This is a genomic window from Amycolatopsis sp. FU40, from assembly GCF_021903635.1.
In the GTDB taxonomy this organism is placed as follows: Bacteria; Actinomycetota; Actinomycetes; order Mycobacteriales; family Pseudonocardiaceae; genus Amycolatopsis; species Amycolatopsis dendrobii.
Map to the genome: position 1 here is coordinate 4,228,138 of NZ_CP091381.1, position 15,490 is coordinate 4,243,627.

11 protein-coding genes are annotated in these 15,490 nt (G+C 71.8%); 7 read left to right on the forward strand and 4 right to left on the reverse strand.

Annotation, left to right across the window (positions count from 1 at the left end):
- Window positions 1-53 precede the first annotated feature (53 nt).
- The 3 genes from L3Q65_RS20235 to L3Q65_RS20245 all read left to right on the forward strand — a co-directional run bounded on the left by L3Q65_RS20235 (window position 54) and on the right by L3Q65_RS20245 (window position 5,057).
- On the forward strand, window positions 54-1,118 hold the full coding sequence (locus L3Q65_RS20235; RefSeq protein ID WP_182893380.1) for a MoxR family ATPase: 1,065 nt from the start codon (window positions 54-56) through the stop codon (window positions 1,116-1,118).
- A 32-nt stretch (window positions 1,119-1,150) separates the two neighbouring features.
- Window positions 1,151-2,422, forward strand: coding sequence for a DUF58 domain-containing protein (locus tag L3Q65_RS20240; RefSeq protein WP_237600546.1), 1,272 nt, complete (start codon window positions 1,151-1,153; stop codon window positions 2,420-2,422).
- Window positions 2,423-2,498: 76 nt separating this feature from the next.
- Window positions 2,499-5,057: a DUF3488 and transglutaminase-like domain-containing protein gene (locus L3Q65_RS20245; RefSeq protein ID WP_237600547.1), complete on the forward strand. Its 2,559-nt coding sequence runs from the start codon at window positions 2,499-2,501 to the stop codon at window positions 5,055-5,057.
- A 763-nt stretch (window positions 5,058-5,820) separates the two neighbouring features.
- Here the strand turns inward: L3Q65_RS20245 and L3Q65_RS20250 are convergent.
- From L3Q65_RS20250 to L3Q65_RS20260, 3 genes are all read right to left on the reverse strand, one after another.
- Entirely contained in the window at window positions 5,821-6,225 is a 405-nt protein-coding gene (locus L3Q65_RS20250) for a DUF3040 domain-containing protein (protein ID WP_043827044.1), read from the reverse strand.
- A 1,138-nt stretch (window positions 6,226-7,363) separates the two neighbouring features.
- Window positions 7,364-8,581, reverse strand: a complete 1,218-nt coding sequence (dinB, locus tag L3Q65_RS20255; protein ID WP_182893489.1) for a DNA polymerase IV — start codon at window positions 8,579-8,581, stop codon at window positions 7,364-7,366.
- A gap of 143 nt (window positions 8,582-8,724) precedes the next feature.
- Entirely contained in the window at window positions 8,725-9,450 is a 726-nt protein-coding gene (locus L3Q65_RS20260) for a methyltransferase domain-containing protein (RefSeq protein WP_182893383.1), read from the reverse strand.
- A 112-nt stretch (window positions 9,451-9,562) separates the two neighbouring features.
- On the opposite strand from L3Q65_RS20260, the gene L3Q65_RS20265 reads away from it, so the two are divergent.
- From L3Q65_RS20265 to L3Q65_RS20280, 4 genes are all read left to right on the forward strand, one after another.
- Window positions 9,563-10,414 (forward strand): ParA family protein, encoded by an 852-nt coding sequence (locus tag L3Q65_RS20265; RefSeq protein ID WP_182893384.1) that lies wholly within the window; start codon window positions 9,563-9,565, stop codon window positions 10,412-10,414.
- Between the two features lie 3 nt (window positions 10,415-10,417).
- Window positions 10,418-11,236, forward strand: a complete 819-nt coding sequence (locus L3Q65_RS20270; RefSeq protein WP_237600548.1) for a DNA-formamidopyrimidine glycosylase family protein — start codon at window positions 10,418-10,420, stop codon at window positions 11,234-11,236.
- Window positions 11,237-11,603: 367 nt separating this feature from the next.
- A complete protein-coding gene (locus L3Q65_RS20275) occupies window positions 11,604-12,176 on the forward strand; it encodes a GNAT family N-acetyltransferase (RefSeq protein ID WP_182893386.1) in 573 nt (190 codons plus the stop codon).
- Between the two features lie 541 nt (window positions 12,177-12,717).
- Entirely contained in the window at window positions 12,718-13,743 is a 1,026-nt protein-coding gene (locus L3Q65_RS20280) for a quinone-dependent dihydroorotate dehydrogenase (RefSeq protein WP_182893490.1), read from the forward strand.
- A 137-nt stretch (window positions 13,744-13,880) separates the two neighbouring features.
- On the opposite strand, the gene L3Q65_RS20285 is transcribed toward L3Q65_RS20280, so the two are convergent.
- Entirely contained in the window at window positions 13,881-15,188 is a 1,308-nt protein-coding gene (locus L3Q65_RS20285; RefSeq protein WP_237600549.1) for a hypothetical protein, read from the reverse strand.
- Window positions 15,189-15,490 lie beyond the last annotated feature (302 nt).

Below are 15,490 nucleotides of genomic sequence, written 5' to 3' on the forward strand. Positions count from 1 at the left end.
AGGCGCGCATCCCCGCCGGTTCCCGTCCAGCTATTGCGCCACCAGGAGGTCGAGTGACGTCGAGAATCCAGTCCGCTTCCCCCGCCGGGCCGCACGGCAACGGGTCCGGGCAGCCGCCGTACCCGGCGGTCGAGTCCGCGGACGGGCTGGCTCCGGTCCCGGCGGCCGGGCTCGGCGAACTGCACGACACCGCGCGCCGGATCGCCGCGAACGTGGAGCGCGTCCTCGTCGGCAAGCCGGACGTCATCCGGATCGCGCTGGTGACCCTCCTCGCCGAGGGTCACCTGCTTGTCGAGGACGTGCCGGGCGTCGGCAAGACCTCGCTCGCGAAGGCGCTCGCGCGCTCGATCGACTGCACCGTCAGCCGCGTGCAGTTCACCCCCGATCTGCTGCCCAGCGACGTCACCGGCGTCTCCATCTACAACCGGCAGACCGGCGAGTTCGAGTTCCGGCCCGGCCCGGTGTTCGCGAACATCGTGGTCGGCGACGAGATCAACCGGGCCTCGCCGAAGACGCAGTCCGCGCTGCTGGAGTGCATGGAGGAGCACCAGGTCACGGTCGACACGAGCACCTACACGCTCGGCGCGCCGTTCATGGTGATCGCGACGCAGAACCCGATCGAGATGGAGGGCACCTACGCGCTGCCCGAGGCCCAGCGCGACCGGTTCACCGCGCGGGTGTCCATCGGCTACCCCGACCAGCAGGCCGAACTGGCCATGGTCGACGAGCATTCCGGGCACAATCCGCTCGCGGACCTGACCCCGGTGTCCGACGGCGAAACGATGCTGCGGCTGATCGAGACCGTCCGCGGCGTGCACATCGCGCCGGAGGTCCGCCGGTACGCCGTCGACGTCGTGGCGGCGACCCGGCAAGTGCCGGAGATCCGGCTCGGCGCCTCGCCGCGCGCGACGCTGCACCTGGTCCGGGCCGCCCGCGCGCAGGCCGCGCTGTCCGGGCGCGACTACGTGGTGCCCGACGACCTGCACACGGTCGCGGCTCCCGTGCTGGCGCACCGGCTGGTGCTCACCACCGAGGCGCACGCCGCCCGCCGTTCGGCGACCGACGTGGTCCGCGCGGTGCTGCACCGCGTCCCCGTCCCCCAGGGCTCGGCCCGCTGAGGCGCGTCCCGCTACCCGATTAGGGAATCCGCATGCTGCGCGCGCTTTCCGGCCTCACCACCCGAGGCCGCTGCCTCCTCGCCGCCGGGATCGCGGCCGCGGTGTGCTCGCTGGTGCTCAACGAACGCGACCTGCTGCGGGTCGCGGTGTTCGTCGTCGCCCTGCCGCTGCTGGTCGCCGCCTACATTTCGGCGACCCGGCTGCGGCTCGGCGCCGCGCGCTCGCTGCGCCCGGACCGGGTCGCGGCGGGTTCGGCAGGCGAGGTCGACCTGGAATTGTGGCGCAGCGGACGGCTGCCCGGCGGCGAGGTGCTGCTGGAGGACGGCGTGCCGTACGCGCTGGGCGCCCGCCCGCGGTTCGTGGTCGAACGGCTGCCGCACGACCGGCGTGTGCTGCTGCGGTATCCGCTGCGGCCGGCGATGCGCGGGATCCAGCAGGTCGGGCCGCTGCGCGCGACGATCACCGACCCGTTCGGGCTGTGCGAGTTCGAACGCGAGCTGATCGGCCATTCCCGGCTGGTCGTCGTGCCGCGCGCGGTGCCGCTGTGGGGTCTGCCCGGCGGCGCCGGGGCCGGGGCGGGCGACGACGGCAGCGTGCGGCTGCATTCCGGGCAGGGCGAGCCGGACGTCATCGTGCGGCATTACCGCACCGGCGACGACATGCGGAAGGTCCACTGGCGGTCGACCGCGCGCCGCGACGAGATCATGGTCCGCATCGAGGAACGTCCTTGGCGCGGCGGCACGACAGTATTGCTGGACCACCGCGCCGCGGCGCACCACGGCAGCGGGCCGACGGCGAGCCTGGAGTGGGCGGTCTCGTTCGCCGCTTCGGTATCGCTGTATCTGCGCCGGACCGGCCATCGCGTCCGGCTGGTGACCGAACACGGCATTTCGCTGGCCGACTCCCCCGCTGACGGCGGCGAAGGCTACGACAACCTGGTGCTCGACGCGCTGGCCGCGCTCCAGCCCGCGCACCAGCGGGACGTGACGCTCGGCCACGACCCGGCCGAGGGACAGGAACTGATCGCGATCCTGGGGACGGTGAGCGCGGAATCGGTGCACGAGCTGACCCGGTACCGGGCCCGCGGAGTCCGCAGTCTCGCCGTTCTCCTGGACACTCCGGCCTGGGCGGGATCGGCCTCGCCGGACCACCTCGCCGCGGCGACCGAGGAATCGGCGGAGCTGCTGCGCGGAGCCGGATGGGGCGTCGTGGTGGCCGGGCCGCGGACGCCGATGCCCGAGGTGTGGGGTCTGCTGTGCCGCGCGGGCACCCATCGGTCGACGGTGATCGGCGGGACGCGATGAACCTGAAGAAGACCGTCGTGCGCGGCGATGCCGGTGCTGACCGGTGTTGCCGCTCACGAGCACGCAGGGGGATCCGATGACCACCACCGCTCCCCGCCCGTCCGGCGCGCCGCCGATCCCGCACACCCCGACCCCGCAGCCGACCGATCCCCCGCCCGCGTGGCGAAGCAGCGTCCTGCCGCCGATCGCCGCCGGGCTCGCGACGCTGTGCGCGGCCACGTCGCTGACCAGCGTCGTCTCCGGCTGGGCCTGGTTCGGGTACCTCTTCGTGGCCGTCGTGCTGGTCGCGGGCACCGGGCTGGCGCTGCGGTCGCTGCGCGCGCCGACCGTCGTCGCCGGGTTCGGGCAGTTGCTGGTGCTGCTGTTCCTCATCACCGGGGCGTTCACGACGCAGGGCGTGCTCACGATTTTCCCCGGGCCCACCGCGTTCGGCGAACTGCGGGCCACGCTCACCGCGGCGGCCGACCAGATCCGGATCGGCCTCCCGCCGGTCGACAGCACGCAGCCGATCCTGTGCCTGGTGACGATCGCGGTCGGCCTGGTCGCGGTGCTGGTCGACACGCTCGCCGTCGCCGCGGCAGCGCCGGCGGCGACCGGGCTCGTGCTGCTCTGCGTATACGCCGTGCCCGCGGCGCTGTCGGACGAACTGATGCCGTGGTGGACGTTCGTGCTCGGCGCGGGCGCCTTCGCGTGCCTGCTCGCGCTCGACGGCAGCCACCGGCATCGCCGCTGGCGCAACCGCGACGCACCCGGCTCCGGCGGCACGCTGCGGCTGATGCAGGCCCCGGTGGCCGTGGTCAGTTCGGCGATCGTGCTCGGCCTGCTGGGCGGCGGGATCACGATGGTCGGGACCGTCGGCAAGATCCCGTTCGGCTCCGGGCCGGGCGGCGACGGCGACGGGACCGGCGGCTTCGGCATCGCGCCGTTCACGCAGTTGCGCGGCCTGCTCGACCAGGGCCAGAACACCGAGCTGTTCCAGGTTCGCGGCCTCGGCCCGGACCGGCGGCTGATGCGCGCGTTCACCCTGGACACCTACACCCCGAACAAGGGCTGGGGCCTGCGCGCCGGCGGCCAGGCGCAAACCGGCGTGCTCGCGAACAGCACGCTGCCCGCCGCGCCCGGCGACGACGGCACCGGGGTGTCGCGGCAGATCCAGATCCAGCCGACGCGCTGGGTCGACAACTGGCTGCCGGTCTACGGCGCCCCGCGCGCGCTCCGGGGCGTGCCGCCGCAGTGGCTGTACGACCGGGTCAGCGGCTCGGTGTTCACCACGACGAGCGAACCCGCCCCGGCCTACGTGGAAACCGCTTCGCTCAAGGAGCCGACCGCCGCCGAATTGCGCGACGCCGCCCCGAAATCCGACGAGGTCCCCGCGCTGTACACGCGGATCGGCCAGGTCGACCGGCGCGTCACGGCGCTGACCGAACAGCTCACCGCGGGCAAGACGAACAACTTCGACCGGGCGACCGCGCTGTGGCAGTACTTCAGCGCGCAGAACGGTTTCGTGTACGACACGAAGACCGCGGACGCCACCGACGCCGACGCGCTCGCCGACTTCATCCTCAAGGGGAAACGGGGCTACTGCGAGCAATACGCGTCGGCGATGGCGGTGATGCTGCGGGTCGCGCACATCCCCGCGCGCGTCGCGATCGGCTTCACCCCCGGCGTTTCCAAGGGCGACTACCAGTCGATCAGCTCGCAGGACGCGCACGCGTGGGTCGAGGCGTACTTCGGCGACAAGGGCTGGGTCAGCTTCGACCCGACCCCGCTCGCCGACGGGCGGGGCATCGTCCCGCCGTATCTCCAGCAGAACACCCAAAACCCGCAACAGCCCAACGCGACCGACGACCTCCCGACGGCCCCGCGCTCCGCTTCGCCGTCGACAGGTGCGTCGACCGACAAGGCCCACGACCAGGCCGCCCCCGCCGCCCCGGCCGATTCCGCCCCCGACGACAGCTGGCTGACCTGGCTGGCTCTCGCCTTGGCTGTCCTGGGCGCCGCCGCCGTTGCCGCGTCGTACTTCCTGCGCCGCCGCCCCCGTCCCGGCCTGACCCCGTCCGGAGTCCCGCCGGGTGCCACACCGGACGGGAACGTGCTGGTCAGAAACCCAGTCACCGCCCCGACCCCGGTGCACCTGGCCGCCTTGTGGCTGCCCTTGGCCGGAGCCGTCCTGCTGGTCGCCGCTCTCGGCCTGCTGGCCGGGACCGTGTCGTGGTGGTTCGCCGGGGCGGTGGTCCTGATCCTCGCCGCGACCGGCGGCCCTGCCGCGGTCCGGGATCTGACGCGCCGCCGTCACCTCCAGGCGATCGCGACGCACTCCTCCGGTGCCGCCGACGCGGCTTGGCGCGAGCTGAAGGCGGAGTGCGCGGACCGGGATCTGCCCATCTCCGACAGCGACACGGTCCGCGTCGCCGGCGGGAAGATCGCCGAACGCCACCGCTTGGACGACTCGGGCCGGGAGGCTTTGCGCACCGTGCTGGGCGCGGTGGAACGCAGCTGGTACAGCGACGAGGCGGCCCCGGATCCGACGCTGGAGCCCGCTTTCGGGCAGCTGAGGGAGAGCCTGCGCCGGACCGCTCCGTTGTCGATGAGGGGCCGGTTGTTCCCCCGATCGGTCCTCCGCCGACGGCGGTGAGCTTCGCGCCTTGGCTGCGATTTGCCGCGCCGCCAAGCCTTGTCTTACGGCCGGCGCAGTGAGGCGGGCGAAACGACCCGGATGCGTTCCCCGACGGGGGACGGCCCCTCGGGCGGGAAGTCGTCGCGGCGACTCGCGTGGCCCACGCCGCGGCAAACCCGGCGGCCTGCTTGTTCGCCCCAGTCCCGGAAACCGCAGCGACGCGCGCCAAAGTGTGCGCGACGGCACCGCCCAGCGCGAGCGCGTTCAACTGACGGCTCGACAGACGCGCGGCGACCGCGCTTACCGCGATCACGATCGACGGAACCGTCAGCGGAGCCCGCCGCAAAACCCGGCAGCCTGCCCGCCCGAGACCCCGGAAGCCGCCGCAACACGCGGGATCCGCCGCGAACCCGAGCGGCTTGCCGTCCCGGCTCAGACCCGAATCGGCGCAGTCACTGCCACACGAGCGGGGCCCGCCCGGGTGCGGTTCTCCACGCGGAATCCGCGCGGCCCGCCGGCCCTGACCCGCCTCGGCGAATCCGCTGTGCCCCGGCGTGGCCGCACCACATCGCCCGATCCGGTGCCGTGTCCAGATCCGTCCGCCGGGTGGGACCGCATTGCCCGGAGCACGACCAGCGCCCCGACCAGGCGTACGCGAGTCAGGTCTGCCGTCGAGCGTGCCGAGGGCCGGAACCTGTGTCCCGCTAAGCGGTGCAGCCGGTGCCCGCGCACGAGAATCCGCGCTCCGCCCCGAGGGGAGAAGCGCGGATTCGCCGTCGTGCTATTGGCCTTCGAAGCGCTGGCGGAAACGTTCCTCCATGCGCTGCGTGAAGGAGCTCTTGCGGCCGGATTGCTTCCCCCCGCCGCCTCCGTCGTCATGGCTGTTCTTGCCGCCGCTGTCGCTGTGGCGCAGCGACGTCACGGCCATCATGACCCCGAAGAACATCACGAGGAACCCGAGCACGCTGACCACCGGCACGTCGGCGACCCGCAACACCGGGATCACCACACCGAGCACCAGCAGCGCAACGCCCACCACGAACAGGGCGATCCCCTGGATGCGCCGACGGCGCGCGGGTCGGCGCAACCGGGTGCCGCGCACCGTGGATGCGAACTTGGGGTCCTCGGCATAGAGCTCGCGCTCGATCTGGTCGAGCAGCCGCTGCTCATGCTCGGAGAGTGGCATCTTTCCTCCTCCGGCACAGCTGTCGCGGGCGCCGGGCCGCGCAACGTCCTGGACCCAACAGCCAACCCCAGGCGGGGTGGCACTGTCCAGGATACGAGCCCCGCGCTCGTCCGACTACCCGATCCCCGATCCGGAAATGATCGAATCGGGGGAAATCCCGCACAATGCGGGTTGACAGTGCGTCACCGCGACGGAAGTCACCCCCATCGGCGCAGCCCAGGCCGTCGCGCCGCCCCGTCGGCCTCCCCCGCGCGGGGTCCCTCGTCACGGAGAGAAACCGTCTTCGCGCCGACCACCCGCCCTGCCGACGCCCCGGTCCGCCCGATCTTCCGCCGATCGATACCGTCCGCCATTCATTCACCCGGCCGTCTCCGAGATCGGCAATTCCCCACCGCCCGAACAGCCCGGGTCCTGCTGACTCAGCGCTACCGGCGGACCCCTGTTCCGGGCGTCGCTCAACCGCCTCGCAACCGGACGCCGACTCTCCGCCAAGCGGTCATCTCGGCGAGGTGCCCACGAACCAGCCGGGAAGGACAAACCTGGCCGAAAGGCGGCTCAGGCGGCAGCGGCCGACCGGACGGACCGACTTCCCCCGGACGCTTACCGGCATGGTCCGCCGCCGAGCAGTCGCGGAGACCATCGGGGACACCCCGTCGGCCAGGCGCAGAATCCGATCCGGATCCCGCCGCCCGATGCTGGGCCAGTCCCGGCGCGTCGCACCGGTCCGGCACGAGGGACGTTGGCTTCGCCAGCGACGCGAAGACTTCCCGGCGCGCAATCAGCTCCGGACCCGGTGCCCGGTCTTGCCCTTGCCTCCACGCCAGGCGGCGCGAGGCCGGACCCCACTTCGCGGGGCGGGGCGAGGCCGGACCCACCTCGCCGGACCCACCTCGCCGGGCGGCGCGAGACCGGACCCACCTCGCCGGGCGGCGCGAGACCGGACCCACCTCGCCGGACCTTCTTCGCGGGGGCGGGGTCTCGGGAAGGCGAGGACAGGTTCGATCGAGATCGAGGCGTCGCGCGGAGAACGTGTCCCGGTTCCGCAGCGTCACTCCAGAGGGCGAAGGTTTCGCGCGGGAAGCGGCGCGCGGCACCCCTGCCGAGCGACTCAGCGGGCCTCCGCCCTTATGCCACACCGTCACTCCTCCCGAGGAGAGAGCAACGAAGCAGGCCGGATAGCCGCCGATCCGAACTTCAGCCTCGCCACGTCCGCGGCCACCTCCGCGTCCCGCCAGCGAGGCTCGTCGTTCGCGAACGACAACTGCTCTCCCCCGTCGCCGGTGTCCAGGCCTTCCACTCGCACCCCGATCAACCGGACCGCTCCCGTCGGCGCGTGCTCGGTCAGCAGCTCTACTGCCGTGCGGTGGATGTCGCGGGCCACGTCGGTCGCCGAGAGCACCGTGCGCGCCCGGGTGATCGTGCGGAAATCGGCGAACCGCACCTTGATCGACACCGTCCTCCCGCGCAGCGCGCGCGACCGGAGCGTCGCCCCGACCCGTTCGGACAGGCGCAGCAGTTCCACACTCAGCTCGCCGCGGTTCAGGACGTCGACGTCGAAGGTGTGTTCCGCCCCGATCGACTTCTCCGCCGACTCCGGTTCCACCGCCCGGTCGTCGTGGCCGTTCGCCAAGGCCCACAGGTGGTCCCCGGCCGCGCGGCCGACCGCGCGCCGCAGCCGGGCGGGCGGGGTGGCGGCGATGTCCGCGATCGTGTGCCAGCCGTGTTGCCGCAGCTGTTCCTCGGTCCGCTTTCCGACGCCCCACAACGCCGACACCGGCAGGGGGTGCAGGAACTCCAGCGTCTCGGCCGCGGGGACGATCACCATCCCGTCCGGTTTGGCCATCCCCGAGGCCAGTTTCGCCACGAATTTGACCTTCGCGACCCCGACCGAGCACGTGATCCCGTGCTCGGCCTCCACCCGCTCCCGGATCCGCGCCCCCAGCGCGCCCGGAGTGGTCCCCAGCCGCCGCAGTGCGCCTCCTACGTCAAGGAACGCCTCGTCCAGGCTCAGCGGCTCCACCAGCGGCGTCAGCTGCCGGAAAATCCCCATGACGCCGCGCGACACCTCTCCGTACAGCCCGGGCGTCGGCTGGATGCAGACGAGCTGGGGGCAGAGCCGTTTGGCCGTGGCGAACGGCATGGCCGAGCGCACGCCGAAGCGCCGCGCCGGATAGCTCGCGGCGGCGACGACCGAGCGCGGGCCGCCGCCGGACACGACGACCGGCTGGTTCGCCAGCTCCGGCCGCGTGCGCAGTTCGCACGACACGAAGAAGGCGTCCATGTCCACGTGAAGAATCGAGCAGCCGGTGTCGTCCGGCAGCTCGGTCGCGCCCGTGGTGACGCGGTAGCGGGCCATCCCGCTCGGCAGTTCGGCGTTTCTCCCCACGCCTCCGGACGCTACCTGCCGCCACCGACAATTCCCGGCGCACGAGCCCCGGCGGCCACGCTTACGGGTGGCGCGGATCCTCGCCAGGACGGTTGCCGAGGCAGAAGAGCGGGTCAGCCTCGCCGGGCGATCGCGTGCAGCCGGCCCGCGACGTCGCGCAGCGCGGGCACCGCCGAGGCGCTCAGCTCGAACTCGGCCAGCTCGTCCTCGCGGACCCCGCCCGGCACGACGTCCGAGATCACCCGGTCACCCTGCAGAAGCGTGACCTCCAGGCCGGCCGCCACGAGCGAATCGGTCAGCCCGGCGCTGTCGTACCGGCGCAGCACCGTGTCCCCCGCGACGATGCCGTCCGGGCCTTCCATCAGCTGCTGCGCCTCGGAGATCCGCCCGGCCAGCGCGCGATGCAGCACGGCCGCGGTGCGGTTGGCCACCAGCACCGACACGGCCCCGCCCGGCGAAACGGCCGCCGCGAGCGCGTCGAGCACGGCGCGCGGGTCGTCCACGACCTCCAGCAGGCCGTGCGCCAGCACCAGGTCCGCCGATCCGGCCTCGACGTGCGCGCCGAGTGCGTCGGAGTCGTCCGCGATCACCGTGATCCGGCCGGAGACGCCCTCCTCCTCGGCGCGGCGGCGCAGCGTCGCGAGCGCGTTCGGGTTCGGTTCGACCACGGTGACCAGGCATCCGGCCGAGGCGAACGGCACCGCCCAGCCGCCGCTCCCGCCGCCGACGTCGACGACGACCGGCTGCTCCACGCCGCGGGCGCGAGCGGCCCGCAGTTCGGCCTCGAGCGCCCGGCGAACAGCGCCCGAACCCCGGGCGGCCACGGTGTCGGTCTTCATGGCCGACAGGGTAATGGCCGCCGGTCACTTGCCGTGACCCGCGTGGGCGCCGCAGCGGCGTTCGCCACCTTCCGGGCTACCGCCCCGGCGCGCGGCCCGTAGGCTGTGTCGAGTGCACACGGTCGCCGTTCTCAGCCTCAAGGGTGGTGTCGGCAAAACGACGGTCGCGCTCGGTATCGCGTCGGCCGCGCTGCGTAGGGGAACTCGCACGCTCGTAGCCGACCTCGACCCGCAGGGCAACGCCACCACCTCGCTCGACCCGCCGTTCACCGACGCGACGCTCGCCGACGTGCTCGAGACGCCCGCGCGGGCAGTCCTCGAACGCGCGATCGCGCCCAGCGTCTGGAGCGAGGAGATCGACGTGCTGGTCGGCGCCGAGGAGCTGGAGTCGCTCAACGAACCCGACTCCGACGGCCGCCGCCTGGAAAACCTTTCCCGCGCGCTCGACGAACTCCACCAGCACCCGTTGCGCGAGGACCCGTACGAGCTGGCGATCATCGACTGCCCGCCGTCGCTCGGCCGGCTCACCAAATCGGCGCTCGTGGCGGCCGACAGCGCGCTCATTGTGACTGAACCCACAATGTACGCGGTAGCCGGCGCCCAGCGCGCGCTCGAAGCGATCGAACGGATCCGCGAGGACAGCAATCCGTCGCTGCGGCCGATCGGCGTGCTCGTGAACAAGCTGCGCGTGCGGTCGTACGAGCACCAGTTCCGGGTCTCGGAGCTGCGCGAGAACTTCGGTTCGCTGGTGATGCCGACCGCGATCCCGGACCGGCTCGCGGTGCAGCAGGCACAGGGCGCGTGCAGCCCGATCCACGAATGGCATTCCCCTGGCGCACAAGAGATCGCGCTGACCTTCAACATGGTCCTCGCCAAGATCCTGCGCTCCAACCGCGCCGGACGGCACCGCGTGCGCGCCGAGGAGGAAGCGGTGCAGGCGGAAGTGTCGGAAACCGCGGGCTGAACCGTGCCCGAGGGCGATACCGTATTCCTGGCCGGAAAGCTGCTCGACCGCGCGCTCGCCGGGAAAACGTTGGTGCGCGGCGAGTTCCGGCATCCCGGACTGGCCACTGCGGACCTCGCGGGCCGCGAGGTGCACGGGGTCGGCACCGTCGGGAAGCACCTCTTCACGCGCTTCTCCGGCGACCTGACGCTGCACAGCCACCTGCGCATGGACGGCTCGTGGAAGATCCAGCCCGCGGGCGCGAAATGGGCGATGCCCGCCCATCACGCGCGCGTCGTGCTGATGACCGAGGACGTCCAGGCGATCGGTTTCCGGTTGCACGACCTGAAATTGCTGCCCACCGCCGAGGAGCACACCCTCGTCGGCCACCTCGGCCCGGACCTGCTCGATCCACAGTGGACGGACGAGCACGCCGCGCTGGCCGCCGCCAACCTCGCCGCGAAACCGGACCGCGAACTCGGCGACGCACTGCTCGACCAACGGGTCATGGCCGGCGTCGGCAACCTGTACAAGTGCGAGATCTCTTTCCTGCTAGGGGTTTCCCCGTGGACCCCAGTGTCCGAAGTGGACCCCGCACGGGCAGTGGCGCTCGCCCGGAAGCTGCTGGTCGCCAACGCGTGGCGGCACGAACAGGCCACCACCGGCGACCTCCGCCGCGGCCGCCGCACCTGGGTCTACGAACGCACCCGCCAGGGCTGCTTCCGCTGCGGCGGCCCGCTCCTGGTGCGCCAGCAGGGCGACGGCCAGTACCAGCGCCCGACCTGGTGCTGCCCGCGCTGCCAGCCCGGCCCCGTCCCGGCCGACGGACCGCCGCGCAAATGATGTTGCCGTACCGAGAGGTTCGCGGTTAGCGTGGCAGTACACGAGAGAGGAGGTGGTCCTAAGTTGTATTCACACAGGACTCGTGAGGTGGCTGTCCGCTAGCGGATGGCACGTGCAGGGACTTTGAGCAGCGATGCAACAAGAGCCACCTTCGGCTCATCGCCTGCTTCACGTGCTGCCTGCTGACGAATACCAGGCAGTCACCGGGTTCCCGGGGTTCTCGAGCACCGGTCCGGCTCGAGCCTGGACGCTGACGGCGTCCAGGAGGCGCCCCGGGAATTTCCATGTCCGCTCGCGGTGTCCTTTCCGCGCCGGGCGATCACCGCGGCGGTACCTCCGGACCCGCGGAAGTGGCTAGGCTGGGAGGATGCTCAGGCCGGACTATCCGATCAGCACCGAACGCCTGCTCCTCCGCCCGTTCCGGGACGACGATCTCGATGCCCTGAACTCGTTCCAGTCCCGCGCGGACGTCGTCCGCTACCTGTACTGGGGACCGCGCAGCCGAGCGGAATCCGCGGCCGCGCTCGCGAAGCGCGTGCACAGCGCGACCCTGTCGGAGGAAGGCCAGTTCCTCGCCGTCGCCGTGGAACTCGCCGAAACCGGGCAGCTCATCGGCGATCTCAACCTCGAATACCTCAGCGCCGAACACCGCCAAGGCGAGATCGGCTTCGTGTTCCACCCCGACCACCACGGAAAAGGCCTCGCGCTGGAAGCAACGCGCGAAGTCCTGCGCCTCGGCTTCGAAGACCTGGGCCTGCACCGCATCATCGGCCGCTGCGACGGCCGCAACACCGCGTCGGCGTCGCTGATGGAACGGCTGGGCATGCGCCAGGAAGCGCGCCTGCGGGAAAACGAGATCGTCAAGGGCGAATGGACCGACGAACTGGTCTACGCCATGTTGGAAGACGAGTGGAAATCCGGAGCCGCGAGGAGAAACTGACCCCTCGCACCCGTCCGCCCGCTGCTGGCTCAGCGGCATGCCAGGTGCCGCCGGTCGTGAGGGGCCCCTTCACGGACTTGGATTCCCTCAAGGAGCCCTTCACGGACCGCCTCCGCCCACCGTCACCGGATGCCCCAATGCGGCATTGGGTGCGCGGGATGCACCCAATGCCGCATTCGGTGCGTCAGACGCACCCAATGTGGCATTGGGGCGCTAGCCCCGCCCGCCTACGAACCGCAGCCAACGCACCCAGCCGCGGACGCACCCAACCGCCGCCGGTGCACCCACCCGATCCCAGCACCCACACCGCCCCCAACCCCGATCCGAAGCCTCCCTGCGGCCTGGGGGTGCTTGTCAAGGCATCTTTCCCGCCTTGACAAGCACCCCCAGGCCGTCAGCACAATCAACCTTCGGGGTGGGGCCCCACCCCCGAGCGCAATGTCGCCGCCAGGCGACGAGCCGAACCCCAGACAGCGACCCAAACCACACCAACCCGAGCCACCCCAAGCCGGACCAGCAGCGATACGGCAGCATGGACGACGTGCTCTTCGACAGGATCGTCCGCCCAGCGATGTACCGGCTCGCCTACCACGACCCCGAGGCAGTCCACGAACGCACCGTCGCCCTCCTGAGCCGAGCCGGACGAACCCTCCGCCCGATCTCGAAGCTGTACCGCACCGCCGACCCCACCACCGTCCTCGGCCTGACTTTCCCCAACAAAATCGGCCTGGCCGCGGGCATGGACAAGAACGGCCGCGCCCTCCACGCCTGGCCCGCCCTGGGCTTCGGCTTCGTCGAAGTAGGCACGGTCACCCGCCACCCCCAGCCGGGCAACCCCAAACCCCGCCTCTACAGCCTCCCGGCCAGCGACGCGGTCATCAACCGCATGGGCTTCAACAACGACGGGGCCCAGGCCCTCGCCGACCGGCTGGCCGCCCACGGCAAACCCGCGGTCCCGCTGGGGATCAGCATCGGCAAGTCCAAGGTGACGCCGCTGGACGAGGCTGTCGAGGACTACCGCTTCTCGCTGCGCGCCCTGCACCCCTTCGCGGACTACTTCGCGATCAACGTCAGCTCCCCCAACACCCCGGGTCTCCGTGCGCTGCAAGACAAAGCCGCGCTCGCCGAACTGCTCGCCGAACTCCGCAAGACCGGTACCGAACTGGGCGGCGACACTCCCCTGCTGGTGAAGGTCGCCCCCGATCTCACCGACGACGCGCTCGCCGAACTCCTCGAAGTCTGCCTTGAGCACGGCGTCGCCGGAATCATCGCGACCAACACGACCCTCTCCCGCGAAGGCATCGTCCCGGCCGAAGCCGCACTGGCCGCCGAAACCGGCGGGCTGTCCGGCCGCCCGCTGACCGCGCGCTCGGCCGAAGTCGTCCGCTTCGTCCACGAGAAGACCGAAGGCAAGCTGCCGATCATCGGCGTCGGCGGCATCCTCGGCCCGGACGACGCCCGCCGCATGCTCGACGCCGGAGCCAGCCTCGTGCAGATCTACACCGGCTTCGCCCTGCACGGACCCGGACTCGTCCGCCGCGTCGGCCGGGGGCTCGCCGCCCGGTAGCCCCCAGACACCGGCGCCAAGCCCGAGTCCGCCCACGAAGACTCGGGCCCGCCCACCGCATCGGGCGGACCCGCCTCCGGCGCCGGACGAGCCAGCCTCGGCAGCTCAGTCCGGGCGCCGAAAGCGACCGCCCGACCTCAGCCGGGCAACCGCGGTCCTCCGGTGCTGACGAACCGCAGGTACCCCCGCCAAGACGCGTACCGGTCCAGACCTTCCCCGCCCACCGCGGCCGCTGGTTCGCACAGCACCGCGAGCGGCGAGGTCCCGTCCTCCAGCTCGACCCGGCCGAGCACGAACGGCGCGGCCAAACCCGAAGCGAACCGGCCGAACGCCGCGGGAGACAGCCGCCAGCGCTCGCCGTCCACGCCCGCCGAACCGGAGACCACCCCGGGCTGCGGCGGCGCGACTCCGTCGAGCAGCACCATCCGGTAGCGCTCAGCGGTCCGGACCAGACCACCGAACCGGGCACCGTGCAGCTCGTCGTGCAACGGCTGGCCGCACAGATGCGCGCCGAACACCACGACGTCGACGCTCTCGCACGGATACGGATCCGGCGACTGCTCACCCGTCAGCACCGAAGCCAGGTCGACCCCGATCTGGTCCTCGAACGCCCTTGTCACCACCGTGATCCCGTACGGCCGCCGGTCCCCAGACACGGTGACCGCGGCGAGATCCAAGGCGTTCAGAGTCGCGTCCAGGACGCCGACGGTCGGCAGGAGAACCGCGTCCAGATCCGCCAGCAGCGAGCGCGCCGCAAGGACATCCCCGGCCCCGTGAAGCGCGCTGACGTCCACGGGGACCAACACGGCACCGGAAGCCTCCAGAGACGCCGCGGCGACGTCGAAGGCCCTTCTCGCGGGCAGCGGGAGGCTGGCTTCGGCGGGAATGCCGAGGCGCGGGTGCTGTCCGGCAGCGAGCCGGACGTCGGCGGGCCATTCGCGGACCGCCGGGTCCAGACCATTGGGGCCGAGCATCGCCGCGACGGCGCGCTGGGCGGTCGCGAGGCGGTGCGTGGACACCGAAACGGCCGTCCCAGGGATGAGCCCGGGCGTCGGTTTGACGGTCAGCACCCCGGGCGGGGCGGCGATCTCGCGGGCAGTGGAATTCAGTGCCAGGTCGACGATCTCGAGTCCGACGACCGCGTTTTCCGGGTCCTCGGCCGTGGTTCCGAGGACCACCGCGCCGGCTTCGGTCAGCCGCGCGATCGCGGGCGGACTGTCGCAGTCGGCCGCGCAGACGATTCCGGCGAGCGGCAGGTCTTCTCCGGCGTGGACGCGTTCGTCGACGGTTTTCGCTTCGACGAGCACTTCCTCCATGGTCCGCACCGAAGCCCAGAGTCCGGGGCGGTCGGCTTTCGCGAGCCGCTCGAGCGCGGTGCGGACCCGCTCGTGCGAGCTGGGCGGAGGGACGGGAACAGGATCAGGTTCCGGCGGGAGCGTAGTCACGAGGGCGTCCTTTCCTCGGCGGGATCGGAGGAGTCCACTGTGTACGTCCGGCGCCGCGAACCTCAGCCCGCGACGCCGGGCCTGGCGGGTGCCAACACCGACCTCATGGGAAAAACGTTAAACCGCAGACGTTTCCGTCACCAGCAGGATCGGATTACGCGATTGTTGCGGTGTGCGGAGGAAACTCACGCACCGTCGCGGCTGCACTGTCCGGTTGCGCCGACCGGAATCCCAAACTCGGCCATCAGGACGGCGTTCCCGCCCGGCCGCTGCGATTCCCGGAGTCGTCGCGAAGCCGCGGG

Bases quoted from the DNA above. Each gene is read 5' to 3' on its own strand.
- L3Q65_RS20260 (WP_182893383.1), bottom strand. From the start codon at position 9,450: ATGAAGACCGACACCGTGGCCGCCCGGGGTTCGGGCGCTGTTCGCCGG.
- dinB (WP_182893489.1), bottom strand. From the start codon at position 8,581: ATGGCCCGCTACCGCGTCACCACGGGCGCGACCGAGCTGCCGGACGAC.
- L3Q65_RS20250 (WP_043827044.1), bottom strand. From the start codon at position 6,225: ATGCCACTCTCCGAGCATGAGCAGCGGCTGCTCGACCAGATCGAGCGC.
- L3Q65_RS20275 (WP_182893386.1), top strand. From the start codon at position 11,604: ATGCTCAGGCCGGACTATCCGATCAGCACCGAACGCCTGCTCCTCCGC.
- L3Q65_RS20245 (WP_237600547.1), top strand. From the start codon at position 2,499: ATGACCACCACCGCTCCCCGCCCGTCCGGCGCGCCGCCGATCCCGCAC.
- L3Q65_RS20240 (WP_237600546.1), top strand. From the start codon at position 1,151: ATGCTGCGCGCGCTTTCCGGCCTCACCACCCGAGGCCGCTGCCTCCTC.